The 20852-nt window shown below is 54.9% G+C and carries 18 protein-coding genes; 10 read left to right on the top strand and 8 right to left on the bottom strand.

Features of this window, described 5'->3' with window-relative positions:
• Positions 1-82 precede the first annotated feature (82 nt).
• From accC to ACMGG3_RS15925, 6 genes are all read right to left on the bottom strand, one after another.
• Entirely contained in the window at positions 83-1432 is a 1350-nt protein-coding gene (gene accC / locus ACMGG3_RS15950; protein ID WP_020883502.1) for an acetyl-CoA carboxylase biotin carboxylase subunit, read from the bottom strand.
• Between the two features lie 10 nt (positions 1433-1442).
• On the bottom strand, positions 1443-1904 hold the full coding sequence (gene accB, locus ACMGG3_RS15945; RefSeq protein ID WP_014171866.1) for an acetyl-CoA carboxylase biotin carboxyl carrier protein: 462 nt from the start codon (positions 1902-1904) through the stop codon (positions 1443-1445).
• Positions 1905-1925: 21 nt separating this feature from the next.
• The gene (gene aroQ, locus ACMGG3_RS15940) at positions 1926-2378 is read right to left on the bottom strand and encodes a type II 3-dehydroquinate dehydratase (protein ID WP_047956178.1); all 453 of its coding nucleotides are present in this window, start codon (positions 2376-2378) and stop codon (positions 1926-1928) included.
• A gap of 234 nt (positions 2379-2612) precedes the next feature.
• Positions 2613-3212, bottom strand: coding sequence for a protein-methionine-sulfoxide reductase heme-binding subunit MsrQ (gene msrQ / locus ACMGG3_RS15935; protein WP_047956177.1), 600 nt, complete (start codon positions 3210-3212; stop codon positions 2613-2615).
• Positions 3213-4214, bottom strand: a complete 1002-nt coding sequence (msrP, locus tag ACMGG3_RS15930) for a protein-methionine-sulfoxide reductase catalytic subunit MsrP (RefSeq protein WP_020883504.1) — start codon at positions 4212-4214, stop codon at positions 3213-3215.
• Positions 4215-4291: 77 nt separating this feature from the next.
• On the bottom strand, positions 4292-5266 hold the full coding sequence (locus ACMGG3_RS15925; protein ID WP_020883505.1) for an MDR family oxidoreductase: 975 nt from the start codon (positions 5264-5266) through the stop codon (positions 4292-4294).
• A 182-nt stretch (positions 5267-5448) separates the two neighbouring features.
• Between ACMGG3_RS15925 and csrD the strand changes: the two genes are divergently transcribed.
• The 8 genes from csrD to tldD all read left to right on the top strand — a co-directional run bounded on the left by csrD (position 5449) and on the right by tldD (position 17715).
• A complete protein-coding gene (csrD, locus tag ACMGG3_RS15920; protein ID WP_014171861.1) occupies positions 5449-7389 on the top strand; it encodes an RNase E specificity factor CsrD in 1941 nt (646 codons plus the stop codon).
• Between the two features lie 281 nt (positions 7390-7670).
• Complete coding sequence (gene mreB / locus ACMGG3_RS15915) at positions 7671-8714, top strand: rod shape-determining protein MreB (RefSeq protein ID WP_000913396.1); 1044 nt, start codon at positions 7671-7673, stop codon at positions 8712-8714.
• A gap of 61 nt (positions 8715-8775) precedes the next feature.
• On the top strand, positions 8776-9792 hold the full coding sequence (mreC, locus tag ACMGG3_RS15910; protein ID WP_014171860.1) for a rod shape-determining protein MreC: 1017 nt from the start codon (positions 8776-8778) through the stop codon (positions 9790-9792).
• Positions 9792-10280, top strand: a complete 489-nt coding sequence (mreD, locus tag ACMGG3_RS15905) for a rod shape-determining protein MreD (protein WP_014071997.1) — start codon at positions 9792-9794, stop codon at positions 10278-10280. Before mreC ends, mreD begins: the two co-directional genes overlap by 1 nt.
• A 9-nt stretch (positions 10281-10289) precedes the next feature.
• A complete protein-coding gene (locus tag ACMGG3_RS15900; RefSeq protein WP_014171859.1) occupies positions 10290-10883 on the top strand; it encodes a Maf family protein in 594 nt (197 codons plus the stop codon).
• Positions 10873-12342 (top strand): ribonuclease G, encoded by a 1470-nt coding sequence (gene rng / locus ACMGG3_RS15895; RefSeq protein ID WP_014885432.1) that lies wholly within the window; start codon positions 10873-10875, stop codon positions 12340-12342. The genes ACMGG3_RS15900 and rng overlap by 11 nt, the downstream gene beginning before the upstream one ends.
• Positions 12343-12384: 42 nt before the next feature.
• Positions 12385-16185, top strand: a complete 3801-nt coding sequence (gene yhdP, locus ACMGG3_RS15890; protein ID WP_214580636.1) for an AsmA2 domain-containing protein YhdP — start codon at positions 12385-12387, stop codon at positions 16183-16185.
• Between the two features lie 84 nt (positions 16186-16269).
• Entirely contained in the window at positions 16270-17715 is a 1446-nt protein-coding gene (gene tldD, locus ACMGG3_RS15885) for a metalloprotease TldD (RefSeq protein ID WP_014171856.1), read from the top strand.
• A gap of 51 nt (positions 17716-17766) precedes the next feature.
• Here the strand turns inward: tldD and ACMGG3_RS15880 are convergent, their stop codons facing one another.
• Positions 17767-18381 (bottom strand): YagU family protein, encoded by a 615-nt coding sequence (locus ACMGG3_RS15880; protein WP_414149310.1) that lies wholly within the window; start codon positions 18379-18381, stop codon positions 17767-17769.
• A 218-nt stretch (positions 18382-18599) separates the two neighbouring features.
• On the bottom strand, positions 18600-19526 hold the full coding sequence (aaeR, locus tag ACMGG3_RS15875; RefSeq protein WP_014171854.1) for an HTH-type transcriptional activator AaeR: 927 nt from the start codon (positions 19524-19526) through the stop codon (positions 18600-18602).
• A gap of 179 nt (positions 19527-19705) precedes the next feature.
• Between aaeR and aaeX the strand changes: the two genes are divergently transcribed.
• Both aaeX and aaeA read left to right on the top strand, forming a co-directional pair.
• A complete protein-coding gene (aaeX, locus tag ACMGG3_RS15870) occupies positions 19706-19909 on the top strand; it encodes a p-hydroxybenzoic acid efflux pump operon protein AaeX (RefSeq protein WP_003860416.1) in 204 nt (67 codons plus the stop codon).
• Between the two features lie 7 nt (positions 19910-19916).
• Positions 19917-20849, top strand: coding sequence for a p-hydroxybenzoic acid efflux pump subunit AaeA (aaeA, locus tag ACMGG3_RS15865; protein WP_020883509.1), 933 nt, complete (start codon positions 19917-19919; stop codon positions 20847-20849).
• The last annotated feature ends 3 nt before the right edge of the window (positions 20850-20852 follow it).

Here is a 20852-nt window from a genome sequence, read left to right as displayed (position 1 = left end):
GGGATTGTACATGATGGGGCTTTCCGATCCCCAGAAATAAAAAAAGGCCGGATTATCCGGCCTTTTTGGCGTGACTGCGCGCTTACTTCTCTTGCAGACCGAGTTTTTTCTCCAGATAGTGGATGTTAGTCCCACCATTCTGGAAGTGCTCGTCGCTCATGATACGCATCTGCAGTTCAACGTTGGTTTTGATACCGTCGATGATCAGCTCCTGCAGGGCGTTCTTCATGCGGGCAATTGCCACGTCACGGTTTTCGCCGTAGCAGATAAGCTTACCGATCATGGAGTCATAGTACGGCGGTACGGTGTAACCCGCGTAGATATGAGACTCCCAACGCACACCAAAGCCACCCGGCGCGTGGAAACGCGTGATTTTACCCGGGCTTGGCAGGAAGGTATTCGGGTCTTCGGCGTTGATACGGCATTCCACCGCATGGCCTTTGACCACAACTTCTTCCTGTTTGATGGACAGAGGCTGACCCGCAGCGATACGCAGCTGTTCTTTGATCAGGTCAACGCCGGTAATCATTTCGGTAACCGGGTGTTCTACCTGAATACGGGTGTTCATCTCAATGAAGTAGAACTCGCCGTTTTCGAACAGGAACTCGAAAGTACCCGCACCGCGATAGCCGATATCGACACAGGCTTTAGCACAACGCTCGCCGATGTAGCGACGCAGTTCCGGCGTAATGCCCGGTGCTGGCGCTTCTTCAACCACTTTCTGGTGACGACGCTGCATGGAGCAGTCACGTTCTGCCAGATAGATAGCGTTACCCTGACCGTCAGCCAGCACCTGAATTTCGATGTGGCGTGGGTTTTCCAGGTATTTTTCCATGTACACCATGTCATTGCTGAAAGCTGCTTTCGCTTCCGCTTTGGTCATGGAGATGGACTGGGCCAGTTCAGCATCGCTACGCACAACGCGCATACCGCGACCGCCGCCGCCGCCGGACGCCTTGATGATAACCGGATAGCCAATGCGTTTCGCATGAGCACGGTTAGCATCCATGTCGTCGGTCAGAGGACCGTCAGAGCCCGGTACGGTTGGAACACCGGCTTTTTTCATCGCGGTGATTGCGGACACTTTATCGCCCATCAGGCGGATAGTGTCAGCTTTCGGGCCGATGAAAATAAAGCCAGATCGCTCAACCTGCTCAGCAAAGTTGGCGTTCTCAGAGAGGAAGCCATAACCCGGATGAATTGCCACCGCGCCGGTGATTTCAGCGGCGCTGATGATAGCCGGGATGTTCAGATAGCTTTTTACGGACGGAGCCGGGCCAATACAGACCGTCTCATCCGCCAGCAATACGTGTTTTAAATCGCGATCCGCGCTTGAGTGCACAGCGACGGTCTTGATGCCCAGTTCTTTACAGGCACGAAGAATACGCAGTGCAATCTCGCCGCGGTTGGCGATAACAATTTTATCCAGCATGTTCGCCTCGTTACTCGATGACGACCAGCGGCTCGTCAAATTCAACCGGCTGACCACTTTCGACCAGAATCGCTTTCACAGTGCCTGATTTGTCTGCTTCGATCTGGTTCATCATTTTCATCGCTTCAACGATGCACAGGGTATCGCCTGCGTTGACTTTCTGACCCACTTCGATGAACGCTTTCGCGTCCGGGCTCGGGGTGCGGTAGAAAGTACCAACCATTGGGGAACGTACGATGTGACCACTGATTTCTGCTGCAGCGGCAGGTGCGGCTTCAGCTGCTGGTGCAACGGCTGCGGAAAGCGCAGGCTGCTGCACTGGCGCAGCATAAGCCTGCTGCATTACCGGGAAGCTAGCGGCTGGGGCTGCACGGCTGATGCGTACAGACTCTTCGCCTTCAGAAATTTCCAGTTCGGAGATGCCTGATTCTTCAACCAGCTCGATCAGTTTTTTAATCTTACGAATATCCATGAGTGGGTTCCGTACTCTTGTTTAGTGTGATTGTGACAAGCGTTTTACCGCTGTCTGTAAAGCGTATGAATAGCCGTCAGCGCCCAGTCCGCAAATAACGCCAGCGGCGATATCTGATAGATAGGAATGGTGGCGGAACGGCTCTCGGGCGTGCACGTTGCTCAGGTGGATCTCGATAAACGGGATACTCACTGCGAGCAGTGCGTCGCGAATAGCAACACTGGTGTGCGTAAACGCGGCCGGATTGATCAGGATATAGTCCACAATGTCTTTAGCCTGATGAATACGGTCGATGATTGCGTACTCCGCGTTCGACTGAAAATGATCCAAATCCACATTCAGCGACGTTGCTTCCGTGCTCAGACGGTTAACAATTTCACTCAATGTTAGCGAGCCGTACTTCTCTGGCTCGCGGGTGCCGAGCATGTTCAGGTTCGGTCCGTTTAAAACTAAGATATGGAACTTATCAGCCATTGTGCCGCTATCTCCTGCGATTCTCCGGTAAAAAACAAAATATACCTTCGAAGCACGATTGTCACCTTTTCAGAGGCCTAAAACCGCTGTCGGGTAAACCAAAGTCGCACATTATAACGATTTCGTAGCATTTGGCAGCTAAATACTGGTCTTATCAGGGAAGATTATCAACCGCTATCCGAAAAAGATTCGCGGTTGACAGGGATTCTGCGGGAAAACGCACAGTTTCGCGAATTATCGCAACCACTGACGGAACTTCTTGTAACGCCATGCTAAAAGCGCCACAGCCAGCAGCGCGTAGAGCATGGGCTGCGGGGAGAGGATCTTCACCGACCACAGATAATGGATGGGTGCGAGGATCGCGACAAGATAGACGAAGTTGTGCAGCAGTTGCCAGCGCCTGCCCAATGTACGTTGTGCATATTGCGTTGATGTCAGTGCTAATGCCAGTAACACCAGCCAGCTCACGATACCTAACGTCAGGTACGGACGGGTGACCAGTTCGCGGCCCAGCAGTGCCAGGTTGTTAATGCCCAGTTCCAGCAAGGCGTAGCTGGTCAAATGGAGCGTCGCCCAGGCAAAACACCATAGTCCCAAAAGCCGGCGGGTGCGTATCAATAATGGCTGTTTAGCGTAGCGCGCTAACGGTGACACCAGCAAGGTCGCCAGTAAAAATTTCAGAGCCATCCGACCGGTAAAGTGCTGGATATCCTTTGCCGGATCAGCGCTAAAAAGCCCCTGGCTGGCGGCCCAGAATAACCAGATAAAAGGAAGCAACCCGGCTAAGTGCAACAGCACTTTCAGCCAGGTTATCTGTTTTGCCGTTAAACGCACTCAGAAGTTCTCCCGTAAATTAAGGCCACGGTAAAGCGACGCCACTTCATCAGCGTAGCCGTTAAACAGCAGTGTCGGCTGACGCTTCACATCCAGCGCGCCGCCGGAACCGATAAATCGCTCGGTGGCCTGTGACCAGCGGGGATGATCGACGTGCGGGTTCACATTGGCAAAAAAGCCATATTCGTCGGGCGCCGCCAGGTTCCAGGTCGTGGGTGGACGTTCGCGGGTGAGCTTAATGCTGACGATAGATTTAATCCCTTTAAAACCGTACTTCCACGGCACCGTTAAGCGAACAGGCGCGCCGTTCTGCGGCGGGAGTGCTTTGCCGTAAACACCGACGGTCAGTAGCGTAAGAGGATGCATCGCTTCGTCGAGCCGTAACCCTTCGACATACGGATACGCAAGCCCACCGCCGATAAACCGATCTTTCTGGCCCGGCATCTCGTCCGGGGCGTAGCGCGTCTGGAAAGAGACATATTTTGCGTTGCTGGTGGGTTCAACCATCGCCAGCAGTTTATGCAGCGGGAAGCCTACCCAGGGCACAACCATCGACCAGGCTTCCACGCAGCGCATGCGGTAGATACGCTCTTCCAGTGGGAAACGGGTGGTGAGATCGTGATGGTCCAGCGTCAGCGGTTTTGCCACTTCACCGTCGATTTTCAGCGTCCACGGATCGGTTTTCATACTCCCCGCGTTGGCCGCAGGATCGGCCTTATCGAGACCAAATTCGTAGAAATTGTTATAGCCGGTCACTTTGTCTTCCGGCGTGAGCGTCAGTGTGTTTTGCCACTGAGCGGGCTTCGTAAAGGTGAGCGGGGCGCCGGAAGGGGCTTTGGGGCGATCGTTACCTTTAAACCAGTCGAGCAGGTCGGCATGAGCCGCAGGGGAAAGCGTCAGTGCGGTGGCGCTGATGCCAAGCATTTTCAGGATCTGGCGGCGCTGTAACATAAAGACAGATTCCGACGTTACGTCGGCTTCCGTCAGTTTTCGGGTTTTCATGGCATCCTCCGTCATGCGTTTTTCTAAGCATGACGGAGGAGAGGGATTAGCGCGAATATGTCACGAAAATTTGAAGATTAGGCAATTTTCACCAGCGCGCGGCCGTGGAACTGGTTGTCCATGATCTTGCTGGCATATTCAGGCGCCTGGCTAAGCGTGATTTCGGTTGCGCTCTGAGTAAAGAACGTGTCCGGCAAATCGCGCTGCAGACGTTCCCAGGCCGCAATGCGGCGCGCCGCCGGGGTCATTACGGAATCAACACCCTGCAGGCGAACGTTACGCAGAATAAAGGGCATCACGGTGGTGGGCAGGGCAAAACCGCCCGCCAGACCACAGGCTGCCACGCAGCCGCCGTAGTTCATCTGCGCCAGCACTTTTGCCAGCACTTTGTCACCGACGGTATCTACCGCACCTGCCCAGAGCTGTTTTTCCAGTGGACGGGTTTCGGCAAACTCGTCGCGGCTCAGGATGCGATTAGCGCCGAGCTGACGCAGGTACGCGTGGGTGCTCTCGCGCCCGGAAACTGCCGCAACCTGGTAACCCAATTTGTGCAGCAATGTCACCGCCGTGCTGCCCACACCACCGCTGGCACCGGTCACGACGATCTCACCCGATTCAGGGCGAATACCGGCATCTTCCAGCGCCATCACGCACAGCATGGCGGTAAAGCCTGCTGTACCGATGATCATCGCTTTACGACCATCCAGGCCTTGTGGCATAGGCACCAGCCAGTCGCCTTTCACGCGCGCCTGTGTCGCCAGCCCACCCCAGTGATTTTCACCCACGCCCCAGCCCGTGAGCAGCACCTGCTGGCCGGCATGGAAGCGCGGATCTTCGCTCGCATGAACCCGGCCCGCAAAATCGATACCTGGCACCATAGGGAAATTTCGGATGATTTTACCCTTCCCGGTAATAGCCAGCGCATCTTTATAATTTAAACTGGACCAGTCGATGTCGACGGTCACTTCGCCTGCCGGCAGGCGGCTCTCTTCAACGGCCTGCACCGAGGCAAGCGTTTTGCCGTCCTGCTGTTCTAAGATCAAAGCCTGCATACAGGGTCCTCACGACTCAGTTGATTGGAAAATAGCTCCTGAAGACTATACTCCCTCAGGGAAAAGCAATGCCGATTTAACGCAATAAATTGCCAGATACGCCAGGTTTGATAGTATGCCGCATTTGAAATGCAAGTTAGCGCTTACTCGCTACCCCCTCAACCCACGGAGTTATCTCAAGGATGCGATTAACGACGAAGTTCTCGGCTTTTATCACCTTACTGACGGGGCTGACCATTTTTGTCACGCTCCTTGGCTGTTCTCTGAGCTTTTATAACGCCATTCAGGACAAGCTGGTTAATCGGGTGCAGTCTGTCGCGTCGGTGATTGATAATCGTCTCCTCACCACCCCGCTGCCGGCGCTGTCCCGCGAGCTGGATGAGTTGATGGTGCCTGTCGATATTGTCCAAATCGACATTCTGCAGGGAAAGCATAATGTTTTAAGCCATGCCCGGCAGGACAGCTATCGGCCTGCGGGCGTGGTAAGCCAGTACCGGGAAGTGACGGTGCATTCCCTTAAAAACCCCGGCATGACCATAAACATGGTCTACCTCGATCCAATGGCCAGCTACTTCCGCTCGATGATGACCACCGCGCCGCTCACCGTCGCCGTCGCGTTTATTGTCCTGCTGATTTTCCTCGCGGTTCGCTGGCTGCGCCGTCAGCTCTCTGGTCAGGAACTGCTGGAGATGCGCTCCGTGCGTATACTGAACGGTGAACGCGGCCCGCAGGTGCGTGGCTCGATCCATGAATGGCCTGCACGTGCCAGCAGTGCGCTGGATACGCTGCTCTCAGAAATTCAGTTCGCCAGCGACCAGCGCAGCCGTATGGACACGCTGATCCGCTCTTACGCTGCGCAGGATAATAAAACCGGGCTGAACAACCGTCTTTTCTTTGATAATCAACTGGCCACGTTGCTGGACGATCCGGAAAAAGTCGGGACGCACGGTGTTGTCATGATGATTCGCCTGCCCGATTTCGATCTGCTGCGCGACACCTGGGGACAGCGCGTGGCGGAAGAGAATCTCTTTACGCTGATCAACCTGCTCTCCACCTTTATTATGCGTTATCCGGGTGCGCTGCTGGCCCGTTATCACCGCAGCGACTTTGCCGTGCTGCTGCCTCACCGTACGCTGAAAGAGTCAGAAAGCATCGCCAGCCAGCTGCTGAAAGCGGTGGATGCGCTGCCGCAGAGCAAAATGCTCGACAGGGACGATATGGTTCATATGGGCATCTGTGCCTGGCGCGGCGGCCAGTCGACGGAACAGGTGATGGAACATGCTGAAGCGGCAACCCGCAACGCCGTGTTGCAGGGCGCTAACGGCTGGGCAGTATACGACGATTCGTTACCAGAAAAAGGGCGCGGCAATGTGCGCTGGAGAACGTTAATAGAGCAAATGCTCAGCCGCGGCGGGCCGCGCATTTATCAAAAACCGGCGGTGATGAAAAACGGGAACGTTCATCATCGTGAGCTGATGTGCCGTATTTTTGACGGTACGGAAGAGGTCATCTCCGCGGAATATTTGCCGATGGTGCTGCAGTTTGGGCTTTCTGAAGAGTATGACCGCCAGCAGATCACCCGACTCATGCCGTTTTTATCCTTTTGGCCCGAAGAAAACCTGGCGCTACAGGTTACCGTGGAGTCGTTAATTCGCCCGCGTTTTCAGCGCTGGTTGCGTGATACATTAATGCAATGCGAAAAATCGCAACGCAAACACATTATTTTTGAACTTGCTGAGGCGGATGTGGGTCAACACATCAGCCGGTTACGTCCGGTAGTACGGTTGATTAATGCGCTAGGTGCCCGTGTCGCGGTCACGCAGGCGGGTTTAACGCTGGTCAGTACTAACTGGATTAAGGAACTGGATGTGGAGTTATTAAAGCTGCATCCAGGGCTGGTAAGGAACATTGAAAAGCGCACGGAAAACCAGCTGCTGGTACAGAGTCTGGTGGAAGCGTGCAAGGGAACGCGAACACAAGTCTTTGCCACGGGCGTGCGCTCCAGAAGCGAATGGCAGATGTTGACAGAGCGCGGTGTGACGGGCGGTCAGGGGGATTTTTTTGCCTCCTCTCAGCCGCTTGACACCAATGTGAAAAAATATTTGCAAAGATACTCTGTTTGACCTGCCGTTTAATCCGTTTTCACGTAGAATATCGCGCCTGTAGCTTTGAGTATGACGAGCAAAAAGCCAGTGAACGACCTTTAGCGGGTTACAAATGTCAGTGAGGGACGCTACTGTGTACTCAGCCCTGAGGGAATCAGGGAAAGATTTGTAACATCAGGATACGTACTGCACAAATTTTCACCGCTGCAGATGATTTTTGCGCCTTGTCGCTGCTGCGTGTGGTTGGTAAAGTAAGCGGATTTTGTTTTCCGCCCCAGCTTTCAGGATTATCCCTTAGTATGTTGAAAAAATTTCGTGGCATGTTTTCCAATGACCTGTCCATTGACCTGGGTACCGCGAATACCCTTATTTACGTTAAAGGACAAGGCATCGTATTGAATGAGCCTTCCGTTGTGGCCATTCGTCAGGATCGTGCCGGCTCGCCGAAAAGCGTAGCCGCTGTGGGTCATGACGCGAAGCAGATGCTGGGACGTACCCCTGGCAACATCGCCGCAATCCGCCCAATGAAAGACGGCGTTATCGCTGACTTCTTCGTGACTGAAAAAATGCTTCAGCACTTCATCAAGCAGGTTCACAGCAACAGCTTCATGCGCCCAAGCCCGCGTGTTCTGGTGTGTGTGCCGGTTGGCGCCACCCAGGTTGAACGTCGCGCAATCCGTGAATCAGCCCAGGGTGCAGGCGCGCGTGAAGTGTTCCTGATTGAAGAGCCAATGGCGGCGGCAATCGGTGCGGGTCTGCCTGTTTCTGAAGCGACCGGTTCTATGGTGGTGGATATCGGTGGTGGTACCACTGAAGTGGCCGTTATCTCCCTGAACGGCGTGGTGTACTCCTCTTCCGTGCGTATCGGTGGCGATCGTTTCGACGAAGCCATCATTAATTATGTGCGTCGTAACTACGGTTCCCTGATCGGCGAAGCGACCGCTGAGCGTATCAAGCATGAAATCGGTTCCGCTTACCCGGGCGATGAAGTGCGTGAAATCGAAGTTCGCGGCCGTAACCTGGCTGAAGGTGTTCCACGCGGCTTTACCCTGAACTCCAACGAAATTCTGGAAGCGCTGCAGGAACCTCTGACCGGTATCGTGAGCGCAGTGATGGTTGCCCTGGAACAGTGCCCACCAGAACTGGCGTCTGATATCTCCGAGCGCGGTATGGTTCTGACCGGTGGTGGTGCGCTGCTGCGTAACCTCGACCGCCTGTTAATGGAAGAGACAGGTATTCCTGTCGTAGTTGCAGAAGATCCACTGACTTGCGTCGCCCGTGGTGGTGGCAAGGCGCTGGAAATGATCGACATGCACGGCGGCGACTTGTTCAGCGAAGAGTAGTCATTGTGAAAGGGTAGCGTATCGCTACCCTTTCTCTCTGACACGAGAATACGCATAGCCTATGAAGCCAATTTTTAGCCGTGGCCCATCGCTACAGTTTCGCCTCATTCTGGCGGTCCTGGTTGCGCTTGGGGTCATTATTGCCGATAGCCGCCTCGGTACGTTCAGTCAGATCAGAACGTACATGGATACCGCCGTCAGTCCTTTCTACTTTATTTCAAATGGTCCCCGTGAGTTGCTCGACTCCGTTTCTCAAACGTTGTCTTCACGTGACCAACTCGAACTCGAAAACCGGGCATTACGTCAGGAACTGCTGTTGAAAAACAGCGAGCTGCTGATGCTGGGACAATATAAGCAGGAAAACGCGCGTCTGCGCGAGCTGCTTGGCTCGCCGCTGCGTCAGGATGAGCAGAAGATGGTGACGCAGGTGATCTCCACCGTCAACGATCCTTACAGCGATCAGGTGGTGATCGACAAAGGAAGCGTGAACGGTGTGTATGAAGGTCAGCCTGTTATCAGTGATAAAGGCGTTGTAGGCCAGGTTGTTGCTGTGGCCAAACTGACCAGCCGCGTTCTGCTGATCTGCGATGCCACGCATGCGCTGCCGATTCAGGTACTGCGTAATGACATTCGCGTCATCGCGGCCGGTAACGGGTGTACCGACGATCTCCAGCTGGAACATCTGCCGGCTAACACGGACATTCGTGTGGGCGACGTTCTGGTGACGTCGGGTCTGGGTGGACGTTTCCCTGAAGGGTATCCGGTTGCGGTTGTCTCTTCGGTGAAGCTTGATACGCAGCGTGCCTATACCGTGATTCAGGCGCGTCCAACCGCGGGTTTACAGCGTCTTCGCTACCTGCTGCTGCTGTGGGGCGCCGACCGCAATGGTGCTAACCCCATGACGCCTGAAGATGTTCATCGCGTCGCGAATGAACGCCTGATGCAAATGATGCCGCAGGTTCTGCCGGCACCGGATGCCATGGGACCCCCTGCGCCAGTACCGGCCCCTGCTACGGGGCTAACGCAGCCGCTGCCGGATGCACCGCCACCGCCTAAACTCTCCTCGGGAGGGCAGTAGTGGCAAGTTACCGTAGCCAGGGACGCTGGGTTATCTGGCTCTCATTTCTCATTGCGCTGTTACTGCAAATCATGCCCTGGCCGGACGACATTCTCGTTTTCCGGCCAAACTGGGTATTGCTCATTTTGCTCTACTGGATCCTTGCCCTGCCGCACCGCGTAAATGTCGGCACAGGTTTTGTGATGGGTGCCATACTGGATCTCATTAGTGGCTCTACGCTTGGCGTGCGCGCCTTGTCCATGAGTATTATTGCGTACCTCGTCGCACTTAAATTCCAGCTCTTTCGTAACCTCGCGCTCTGGCAACAGGCGCTGGTGGTGATGTTGTTGTCGCTTGCTGCGGATATCGTTGTTTTCTGGGCAGAGTTTTTAGTGATCAACGTCTCTTTCCGACCGGAAGTGTTCTGGAGTAGTGTAGTAAACGGTGTGCTCTGGCCGTGGCTGTTCCTGCTGATGCGTAAGGTTCGCCAGCAGTTTGCTGTGCAATAAAAGGTTTCTATGACGTCTCTATATCTTGCTTCTGGTTCTCCGCGTCGTCAGGAGTTGCTCACTCAGCTGGGTGTCTCCTTTGAACGCATTGTTACGGGCATCGAAGAGAAACGCGCTGAAGGCGAAAGTGCCCAGCAGTACGTTTCTCGACTGGCGCGTGAGAAAGCGCAGGCAGGCGTGGCGCAAACGCCGCGTGACTTGCCGGTGCTGGGGGCAGATACCATCGTTATTCTTAACGGTGAAGTGCTCGAGAAACCGCACGACGCTGAACATGCGGCGCGTATGCTGCGCAAAATGTCCGGACAAACACATCAGGTAATGACCGCCGTCGCGCTGGCGGACAGCCAGCACGTGCTGGATTGCCTGGTGGTGACGGACGTGACATTCAGAGTGCTTACCGACGACGAGATCGCCGCTTATATCACCAGCGGTGAACCGATGGATAAGGCAGGTGCATACGGTATTCAGGGGCTGGGTGGCTGTTTTGTCAGGAAGATTAATGGCAGCTATCACGCCGTAGTCGGCTTACCGCTGGTGGAAACGTATGAGTTGCTGAGCAATTTTAACTCACTGCGTGAGGGAAGGGATAATTATGACGGCTGAATTGTTGGTAAACGTAACGCCATCGGAAACCCGTGTGGCCTATATTGATGGTGGCATTCTTCAGGAAATTCATATTGAGCGTGAAGCGCGGCGCGGAATAGTAGGCAATATCTACAAAGGTCGTGTCAGTCGTGTACTACCGGGTATGCAGGCGGCTTTTGTAGATATTGGACTGGATAAGGCGGCATTTTTACATGCCTCCGACATTATGCCGCATACCGAATGCGTCGCGGGCGAAGAGCAAAAGCAGTTTGCCGTGCGCGATATCTCCGAACTGGTGCGTCAGGGCCAGGATCTGATGGTGCAGGTCGTCAAAGATCCGCTGGGCACGAAAGGCGCCCGTCTGACTACCGACATTACATTGCCTTCCCGTTATCTGGTCTTTATGCCTGGCGCGTCGCACGTGGGCGTTTCGCAGCGCATTGAGAGCGAAAGCGAGCGCGAGCGTCTTAAAAAAGTGGTCAGCGCTTACTGCGATGAACAGGGCGGGTTTATCATCCGTACCGCCGCAGAAGGGATCAGTGAAGACGATCTGGCGTCTGATGCGGCTTATCTCAAGCGCGTCTGGACCAAAGTCATGGAGCGTAAAAAACGCAACCAGACCCGCTACCAGCTTTACGGCGAACTGGCGCTGGCTCAGCGCGTCCTGCGTGATTTTGCTGATGCACAGCTCGACAGAATTCGCGTGGATTCCCGCCTGACCTATGAAGCACTGCTGGAATTTACCGCCGAATACATTCCCGAAATGCCTGGCCTGCTGGAGCATTACACGGGGCGTCAGCCTATCTTCGATCTCTATGACGTAGAAAATGAGATCCAGCGAGCGCTGGAACGCAAGGTTGAACTGAAGTCCGGCGGCTATCTGATCATCGATCAGACCGAAGCGATGACGACGGTGGATATCAACACCGGCGCGTTTGTCGGCCATCGCAACCTGGATGACACCATCTTTAATACCAACATCGAAGCCACGCAGGCCATCGCCCGCCAGCTTCGCCTGCGCAATCTGGGTGGCATTATCATCATCGACTTTATCGATATGAGTAATGAAGACCATCGCCGTCGTGTGCTGCACTCGCTGGAGCAGGCGCTGAGTAAAGATCGCGTGAAAACCAGCATCAACGGCTTCTCACAGCTGGGGCTGGTGGAAATGACGCGTAAGCGTACCCGCGAAAGCGTGGAGCACGTGCTGTGCAATGAATGCCCAACCTGCCACGGACGTGGCACAGTAAAGACGGTTGAGACCGTCTGCTACGAGATCATGCGTGAAATCGTTCGCGTTCATCATGCCTACGACTCCGATCGTTTTCTGGTCTATGCTTCCCCTGCGGTGGCTGAAGCGCTGAAAGGCGAAGAGTCGCACGCGCTGGCGGAAGTGGAAATCTTTGTCGGCAAACAGGTAAAAGTTCAAATCGAACCGCTCTATAACCAGGAGCAGTTTGACGTCGTGATGATGTAAGACGCGGTACGCCGCGTGACCAAAGCTGACAAGGAGAGATGAGTGAGGCGATTGCCGGGGATTTTATTGCTTACAGGGGCAACGCTGGTCGTGATTGTCGCGTTGCTCGTGAGCGGGCTGCGCCTCGTTTTACCACATCTGGACAGCTGGCGTCCGCAGCTGCTGGCAAAAATCGAATCCACCACCGGTGTCCCGGTGGACGTGAGCCAGATAAGCGCCAGCTGGCAGAATTTTGGCCCGACGCTTGATGTCCGGGATATCAATGCCAGCCTGAAAGATGGCGGCTATCTGAAAATCAAACGCGTCACCCTGGCGCTGGATGTCTGGCAAAGCCTGCTCCATTTTCGCTGGCAGTTCCGCGATCTCACCTTTTATCAGCTTCAGTTTCTGACCAATACCCCGCTGTCCGGCGGCGATAGCAATCAGAGCCTTGAAACCAACCGCTTCAGCGATCTCTTCCTGCGTCAGTTTGATCATTTCGATCTGCGCGACAGCGAAGTGAGCTTTATTACCCTCTCCGGGCAGCGCGCTGAACTGGCGATCCCACAGCTGACCTGGCTCAACGGCAAAGAACGCCATCGCGCGGAAGGACAGGTGAATCTCTCCAGCCTGAACGGCCAGCACGGCGTGATGCAGGTTCGTATGGATCTGCGCGACGACGACGGTTTGTTAAATAACGGCAAGGTATGGCTGCAGGCCGACGACGTGGATGTTAAGCCGTGGCTCGGCGACTGGTTACAGCAAAATATGCAGCTGGAAACCGCCCGTTTTAGCCTTGAAGGCTGGATGACCCTGACGAAAGGGGAATTTGCCAGCGGCGATATCTGGCTTAAGCAGGGGGGCGCAAGCTGGAAGGGCGAAAAACAGCAGCATCAACTTTCGGTCGATAACCTCACCGCGCACGTGACGAAAGAGAGAGAGGGGTGGCAGTTTGCCATTCCGGACACACGCATCACCATGGATAACAAACCCTGGCCGCGCGGTGCTCTGACGCTGGCCTGGATGCCGGAGCAGGATGTCGGTGGGGCGACCAGCAAACGCAGTGACGAGCTGCGTATTCGCGCCAGCAACCTTGATCTGGCCGCAATAGAAGGTCTGCGCTCGATGGCCGCCAAGCTCTCTCCGGACCTGGGTGAGATCTGGCTGGCAACGCAGCCAAGCGGAAAGATAGATTCGCTGGCGCTGGATATCCCGCTTCAGGCCACGGAAAAGACCCGTTTTCAGGCCGCATGGAAAGGTCTGGCCTGGAAGCAGTGGAAGATGTTACCGGGGGCGGAAAACTTCAGCGGTAAGCTGGAAGGGAGCGTTGAGAACGGCAGGCTAACGGTCGATATGCATGACGCCAAAATGCCTTACGAAACGGTCTTCCGTGCGCCGCTGGAAATTGAACAAGGCAATGCGGTGCTCAACTGGCTGCGTAACGATAAAGGTTTCCAGCTGGATGGGCGCCATATCGATGTGAAAGCCAAAGCGGTGCATGCGCGTGGCGATTTCCGCTATCTGCAGCCTGAAGGTGAAGAGCCGTGGCTGGGTATTCTGGCCGGGATCAGCACTAACGACGGTTCTCAGGCCTGGCGCTACTTCCCCGAGAACCTGATGGGCAAAGCGCTGGTGGACTATCTGAGCGGCGCGATCCAGGGCGGTCAGGCGGATAATGCCACCCTGGTCTACGGCGGTAATCCGCATCTTTTCCCGTACAAGCACAATGAAGGTCAATTCCAGGTGCTGGTGCCGCTGCACAACGCCACCTTCGCCTTCCAGCCGGGCTGGCCTGCGCTGAAAAATCTCGACATTGAACTTAATTTTATCAATGACGGATTATGGATGAAGGCAGACAACGTGGCGCTGGGCGGCGTAACGGCCAGTAACCTGACGGCAAACATTCCGGATTACTCAAAAGAGAAGCTTTTGATTGATGCCGACATTAACGGCCCCGGGAAAGCAGTCGGCCCCTATTTTGAAGACACGCCGCTGAAAGAGTCACTGGCAGCCACCCTTCAGCAGCTGCAGCTGGATGGCGATGTGAGTGCTCGCTTACATCTTGATATCCCGCTCGACGGTGAAATGACCACCGCCAAAGGCGACGTCCGTCTCAATAACAACAGCCTGTATATTAAGCCGCTTGAAAGCACCCTGAAGAACCTCAGCGGGCAGTTTAGCTTTGAGAACGGTAACCTGAAGAGCGAGCCGCTCACGGCCAGCTGGTTTAATCAGCCTGTGAATATTGATTTCTCGACCACCGAGGGCGAGAAAGCTTATCAGGTAGCCGTCAACCTGGACGGCAACTGGCAGCCATCGCGCATGGATGTTCTGCCAAAGCCGATTGAGGAGTCCGTTAACGGTGCAGTCTCCTGGAATGGCAAGGTGGCAATTGAACTGCCTTATCACGCCGGTGCGCGCTATAAAGTTGATATCACCGGCGATCTGAAAAACATTCAGAGCCAGTTGCCTGCACCGCTGGATAAATCGTCCGGTCAACCGCTGCCAATAAAGGTTAACGTCGATGGCAATCTTAACAGCTTCGCGCTGACCGGCAGTGCGGGTGAGAAAAACCATTTCAACAGCCGCTGGCTGCTTAACCGTAAGCTCACGCTCGACAGAGCCATCTGGACGACGGACAGCCGCACCACGCCGCCGCTGCCCGATCACACCGGCATTGAGCTTAATCTGCCGCCAATGGACGGGGCCGAGTGGCTGGCCCTGTTCCAGAAGGGCGTGGGCCAAAACGTTGATGAGGCTGCCCAGTTCCCGCAGAGCATTACTGTTCGTACGCCGTCGCTGATGCTGGGTGGACAGCAGTGGAATAACCTGAGCATTGTTTCGCAGCCAACGGCGAACGGGTCAAAAGTCGAAGCCCAGGGCCGCGAGATCAATGGCACGCTGACCATGCGCGACAATGCGCCGTGGCAGGCGGCGATTCGCTATCTCTACTACAACCCGGCCACCGCGAGCGGAAAAGATCATCCGTCAAATACGGCGCCGTTGAATAACCCAACCCGTATCGACTTCAGCGGCTGGCCCGATCTCCAGCTACGCTGTGCTGAGTGCTGGCTTTGGGGTCAAAAGTATGGCCGTATTGACGGCGATTTCGCCATTAAGGGGAATACGCTGAGCCTTGCGGGCGGACTTATCGACACCGGCTTTGGCCGTCTGAGGGCCGCCGGGGAGTGGGTTAATAACCCGGGCGAGCAGCGAACCTCTTTGAAGGGCGACATCAAGGGCAATAAACTGGATTCCGTGGCTAACTTCTTTGGCATCAGCACGCCGCTGCGGGGGTCATCATTTGACGTGAATTACGATCTCCACTGGCGTGCGGCACCGTGGACGCCGGATGAAGCCTCGCTGAACGGCATTCTGAAAACCCGCTTTGGCAAGGGTGAGATTGCCGATGTGAGTACCGGGCATGCGGGCCAGATACTGCGTCTGTTGAGCTTTGATGCCCTGCTGCGTAAGCTGCGTTTCGACTTTAGCGATACCTTCAGCGAAGGTTTCTATTACGACTCCATCCGCAGTACGGCATGGATCAAAGACGGGGTGCTGCATACCGACGATACGCTGGTGGACGGCCTGGAAGCGGATATTGCGATGAAAGGCTCGGTCAACCTCGTGCGCCGCGAACTGGATATGGAAGCGGTGGTGGCACCTGAAATTTCTGCCACCGTCGGCGTGGCGGCGGCTTTTGTGGTGAACCCGATTGTCGGTGCGGCGGTGTTTGCCGCCAGTAAAGTGCTGGGGCCGCTGTGGAGCAAAGTCTCTATTCTGCGCTATCGCATCACCGGGCCGGTGGATAAACCGCAGATTAATGAAGTGCTGCGCCAGCCGCGCAAAGATGCACAGCAATGATTTGACGTGGGCAGGTAATTGCCTCACTCTCAATAAATACGATTTATATACCGCCACGGGCGGCAACGAACGAGTAGCAATACGATGAGTCTGAACCTGGTAAGTGAACATTTGCTCGCAGCGAACGGCCTGAGCCATCAGGACCTGTTCTCCATTCTTGGTCAACTGACCGAACGCCGTCTCGACTACGGCGATCTCTATTTCCAGTCGAGCTATCACGAATCCTGGGTTTTAGAAGACAGCATCATTAAAGATGGCTCTTATAACATTGACCAGGGTGTCGGTGTACGTGCCGTCAGCGGCGAGAAAACCGGTTTTGCTTATGCCGACCAGATTAGCCTGGCCGCACTAGAGCAGAGCGCGCTGGCTGCGCGGACTATCGTGCGCGAAACCGGTGACGGTCGCGTGAAGACGCTGGGTGAAGTGCAGCACTCTGCACTCTATACCAGTATCGATCCCCTGCAGAGCATGAGCCGTGAAGAGAAACTGGATATCCTGCGTCGCGTGGATAAAGTCGCACGCGCTGCGGATAAACGCGTGCAGGAAGTCTCTGCCAGCCTGAGCGGTGTCTATGAACTGATCCTGGTCGCGGCGACAGACGGCACGCTGGCAGCGGATGTGCGTCCGCTGGTACGTCTTTCTGTCAGCGTGCAGGTTGAAGACGACGGTAAACGTGAGCGCGGTTCAAGCGGTGGCGGCGGTCGTTTTGGTTATGACTGGTTCCTGGGCGATGTTGACGGTGAAGCACGCGCTGACGCGTGGGCAAAAGAAGCCGTGCGCATGGCGCTGGTGAACCTGTCTGCCGTGGCGGCACCCGCCGGTACATTGCCGGTGGTACTTGGTGCAGGCTGGCCTGGCGTGCTGCTGCACGAAGCGGTGGGCCATGGCCTGGAAGGCGATTTTAACCGTCGCGGCACCTCCGTATTCAGCGGCCAGATGGGACAACGCGTCTCTTCTGAACTCTGTACCGTGGTTGATGACGGCACGATGCAGGATCGCCGTGGCTCGATTTCAATCGACGATGAAGGTACGCCCGGGCAGTACAACGTGCTGATCGAAAATGGCGTACTGAAAGGCTACATGCAGGACAAACTCAACGCGCGTCTGATGGGCGTTGCGCCAACGGGCAACGGCCGTCGTGAATCCTACGCGCATCTGCCGATGCCGCGTATGACGAACACCTACATGTTGCCGGGTAAATCCACACCGCAGGAGATCATCGAGTCCGTTGATTACGGCATCTTCGCGCCAAACTTTGGTGGCGGTCAGGTAGATATCACCTCTGGTAAGTTCGTCTTCTCCACTTCAGAAGCGTATCTGATTGAGAAAGGCAAAGTGACCAAAGCGGTGAAAGGGGCGACCCTGATTGGCTCCGGTATTGAAGCCATGCAGCAAATCTCCATGGTCGGTAACGATCTGAAACTGGATAACGGCGTTGGTGTTTGCGGTAAAGAGGGCCAGAGCCTGCCGGTTGGCGTCGGTCAGCCAACGCTGAAAGTGGATAACCTGACGGTGGGCGGCACCGCCTGATCTGAACCAATCTGAAAAAATGGCGCGACTGTAAAAGTCGCGCCATTTTTTTTAACGTGCGTTACCCAGCGGGATCTCCGGGTCTGGCTCGTGCGTGATGCGGTTGCGTAGGTCACGACGAATGATTTCAATCGACCAGAACCAGATCAAATGCCCCACGATCTCTGAGACGTGTTCGTACCAGGGCAGTTCGAACAGCGGGGGTGTCAGCCCCATCAGCGGGAAGGAGATCATGTGAACAAAAAGCTGCGCTAACGCACCCGCCAGTAAACCTTGCCAGAGTTTAATTTTCGGGAAGACTTCAGCAACTACACAATACCCTACAGCAAAGACGATAGAGAAAATAATATGTGTTACGCCGACCGCGTTAAATATATGGCCGGCAAAGGTATAAACCGCGGCGTTAGGGTCAGCAATGTCCAGCCAGTCGCGTAAAAATACATAAGGAGGATTTAAAAAATTGCGGGAACAATCAATCTGACCTGCGGCTCTTATTAATTGCTCCGGTCCGCATGCGCTGGTGAATAAATCGGTAGGGCTTCGCGGCGGAAGCGGCACCTCTGCTCCCCATTTTACGAAGGCGGAGACAATCCCTGCAATCAAACCAATGAACGCGGCGAGTCCATAGCGCCTGCGTGAAGGCGGTGTTTGTTCAAATAGATTCATTTCTTTTCCTTGTTTAACGTCATCCTGAGAAATACATTTTATTATTCATATCGGTAACAAATTAATAACAGCCTGACTGTCAGACTGTTTATAAGGTAAGGCGCAGATGGCGGCAGTGTCAATTCGCTATTCCTGGCAGGGGTGAAGGAATATTCCTGAATGACGGTCTGTATCATCCTGGAATATTCATCACAAATATACATTTCGGAAATTAAAGGTTATTCCTTTCGTCTTTCGCGCATTCCCTGAAACAACTCCGCCACGTCCACAAAATACTCGGTCAGATAGTTTATGCACACCTGAACCTTGAGCGGCAGTTTGTCTTTCTCGGTATACAACGCGTACACCGGACGCGGATCGGACTGATAGCGCGGGAAGAGGATCTCCAGTACACCGCTGTTGATCTCGTTGATTACCCACATTAACGGCACATACGCGATCCCGGCGCCGGCCACCAGCCAGCGCGAGATGGTCATCGGATCGTTGGTGACGAACCGTCCTTCCGGCAGCAGTCTGGTGGAAATCCCTTCCGGGGCAATCAGCTCAAATTCATTGTCGGGGCGAACGCTGTACTCCAGCCAGGAGTGGTTGGTGAGATCAGCGGGTTTCTCCGGTACCCCGTACTGAGCCAGATAGCTTTTCGAGGCGCAGACCACCATTGGCATACTGCCCAGCCGCCGGGAGAAGAGGCTGGAGTCCTGCAATGCCCCCACGCGGATCACCACGTCCAGCCCGTCGGCAATCAGGTCCGGGGCGGGAATGCCCGTGACCAGATTGACGGTTAATCCCGGGTACTCTTTCAGCATGTCAGCGGTCATGGCGGCGAGAACATTTTGTGCCATAGTTGAAGAACAACCGATGCGCAGCGTACCGATAGGCGTGTTGTTGAAGGCGTAAAGTTGTTCGTGCACATCCTGCACTTCAAGCAGCATGCGGCGACAACCCTGATAGTAAATCTTACCCGCTTCCGTCAGCCCAATGCTGCGGGTGCTGCGGTTGAGTAGCTTGACCTGCAGCTCATCTTCCAGTTTGGACACGGTCTGGCTGATGGAAGAGACGCTCATCTGAAGCTGACGTGCAGCGGCGGTAAAAGAGCCAAGTTCAACCACTTTGGCAAAGACCGACATCCGTTTTAGACGTTCCATTGTTAACTCTGACTTAAAAGTGATTTAGATCACATATTATAGATAACAGCATAACAGTTACGTTAATATATTATTAATTACATAACGGCTGCGCCATTCTCGCCCGGCGTTTCTTGCTCTCCTGCGGTGGCGTGCGCTAAAAAAGTCTGAAGCCTGCACTCTCTCTAATCAAGGTCAACATGAGTCTGTTTCCCGTTATCGTGGTGTTCGGTTTGTCGTTCCCACCGATATTTTTCGAGCTTCTTTTATCACTGGCGATTTTCTGGCTGGTGCGCAAGGTGCTGGTCCCCACCGGGATCTACGATTTTGTCTGGCATCCTGCATTGTTCAATACCGCGCTGTATTGCTGCCTGTTTTACCTGATATCGCGCATGTTTGTCTGAGGTTGATGTGAAAACGCTAACAAGAAAAATCTCCCGCACTGCCATCACCATGGCGCTCGTTATCCTCGCGTTCATCGCTATTTTCCGCGCCTGGGTCTACTACACCGAATCACCGTGGACGCGTGATGCACGCTTTAGCGCCGATGTCGTGGCAATCGCCCCCGACGTGGCGGGTCTCATCACTGCGGTCAATGTCCACGATAACCAGCTGGTGAAAAAAGATCAGGTACTGTTCACCATCGACCAGCCGCGTTATCAGAAAGCGTTAGAAGAAGCCGAAGCGGATGTGGCCTATTATCAGGCGCTGGCTTCCGAGAAACGTCGTGAGGCAGGTCGCCGTAACCAACTGGGTGTTCAGGCGATGTCCCGCGAAGAGATTGACCAGTCCAATAACGTCCTGCAAACCGTGCTGCATCAGCTGGCCAAAGCGCAAGCGACGCGCGATCTTGCCCGGCTCGATCTTGAGCGCACCGTGATCCGCGCACCAGCCGATGGTTGGATCACCAACCTGAATGTTTATGCCGGGGAGTTTATCACCCGCGGCTCAACCGCCGTGGCGCTGGTTAAACAGAACTCCTTCTACGTGCTCGCCTATATGGAAGAGACCAAACTGGAAGGCGTGCGTCCGGGGTTCCGGGCTGAAATTACGCCGCTTGGCAGTAACCGAGTGCTGAAAGGTACCGTCGACAGCGTAGCCGCGGGGGTCACTAACTCCAGCAGCTCTAACGATACTAAAGGGATGGCGACGGTGGATTCCAACCTGGAATGGGTACGTCTGGCCCAGCGTGTGCCGGTGCGTATCCACCTGGATGAACAGCAGGGCAATCTGTGGCCTGCCGGGACCACAGCGACGGTGGTGATCACCGGTGAAAAAGACCGTGACGCCAGCCAGGACTCCATCTTCCGTAAAATTGCCCATCGCCTGCGCGAGTTTGGTTAATCG

The sequence above is a fragment of the Enterobacter sp. BNK-18 genome, assembly GCF_047456135.1.
In the GTDB taxonomy this organism is placed as follows: Bacteria; Pseudomonadota; Gammaproteobacteria; order Enterobacterales; family Enterobacteriaceae; genus Enterobacter; species Enterobacter ludwigii.
This window is presented reverse-complemented; position numbering and strand designations above follow the sequence as displayed.

What these genes read in the sequence shown, in the direction of transcription:
- rng (WP_014885432.1), top strand. Translation starts at nt 10,873, where the DNA reads ATGACGGCTGAATTGTTGGTAAACGTAACGCCATCGGAAACCCGTGTG.
- accC (WP_020883502.1), bottom strand. Translation starts at nt 1,432, where the DNA reads ATGCTGGATAAAATTGTTATCGCCAACCGCGGCGAGATTGCACTGCGT.
- ACMGG3_RS15925 (WP_020883505.1), bottom strand. Translation starts at nt 5,266, where the DNA reads ATGCAGGCTTTGATCTTAGAACAGCAGGACGGCAAAACGCTTGCCTCG.
- mreB (WP_000913396.1), top strand. Translation starts at nt 7,671, where the DNA reads ATGTTGAAAAAATTTCGTGGCATGTTTTCCAATGACCTGTCCATTGAC.
- tldD (WP_014171856.1), top strand. Translation starts at nt 16,270, where the DNA reads ATGAGTCTGAACCTGGTAAGTGAACATTTGCTCGCAGCGAACGGCCTG.
- aaeX (WP_003860416.1), top strand. Translation starts at nt 19,706, where the DNA reads ATGAGTCTGTTTCCCGTTATCGTGGTGTTCGGTTTGTCGTTCCCACCG.
- csrD (WP_014171861.1), top strand. Translation starts at nt 5,449, where the DNA reads ATGCGATTAACGACGAAGTTCTCGGCTTTTATCACCTTACTGACGGGG.
- ACMGG3_RS15900 (WP_014171859.1), top strand. Translation starts at nt 10,290, where the DNA reads ATGACGTCTCTATATCTTGCTTCTGGTTCTCCGCGTCGTCAGGAGTTG.
- msrP (WP_020883504.1), bottom strand. Translation starts at nt 4,214, where the DNA reads ATGAAAACCCGAAAACTGACGGAAGCCGACGTAACGTCGGAATCTGTC.
- aaeR (WP_014171854.1), bottom strand. Translation starts at nt 19,526, where the DNA reads ATGGAACGTCTAAAACGGATGTCGGTCTTTGCCAAAGTGGTTGAACTT.
- aroQ (WP_047956178.1), bottom strand. Translation starts at nt 2,378, where the DNA reads ATGGCTGATAAGTTCCATATCTTAGTTTTAAACGGACCGAACCTGAAC.
- ACMGG3_RS15880 (WP_414149310.1), bottom strand. Translation starts at nt 18,381, where the DNA reads ATGAATCTATTTGAACAAACACCGCCTTCACGCAGGCGCTATGGACTC.
- mreC (WP_014171860.1), top strand. Translation starts at nt 8,776, where the DNA reads ATGAAGCCAATTTTTAGCCGTGGCCCATCGCTACAGTTTCGCCTCATT.
- accB (WP_014171866.1), bottom strand. Translation starts at nt 1,904, where the DNA reads ATGGATATTCGTAAGATTAAAAAACTGATCGAGCTGGTTGAAGAATCA.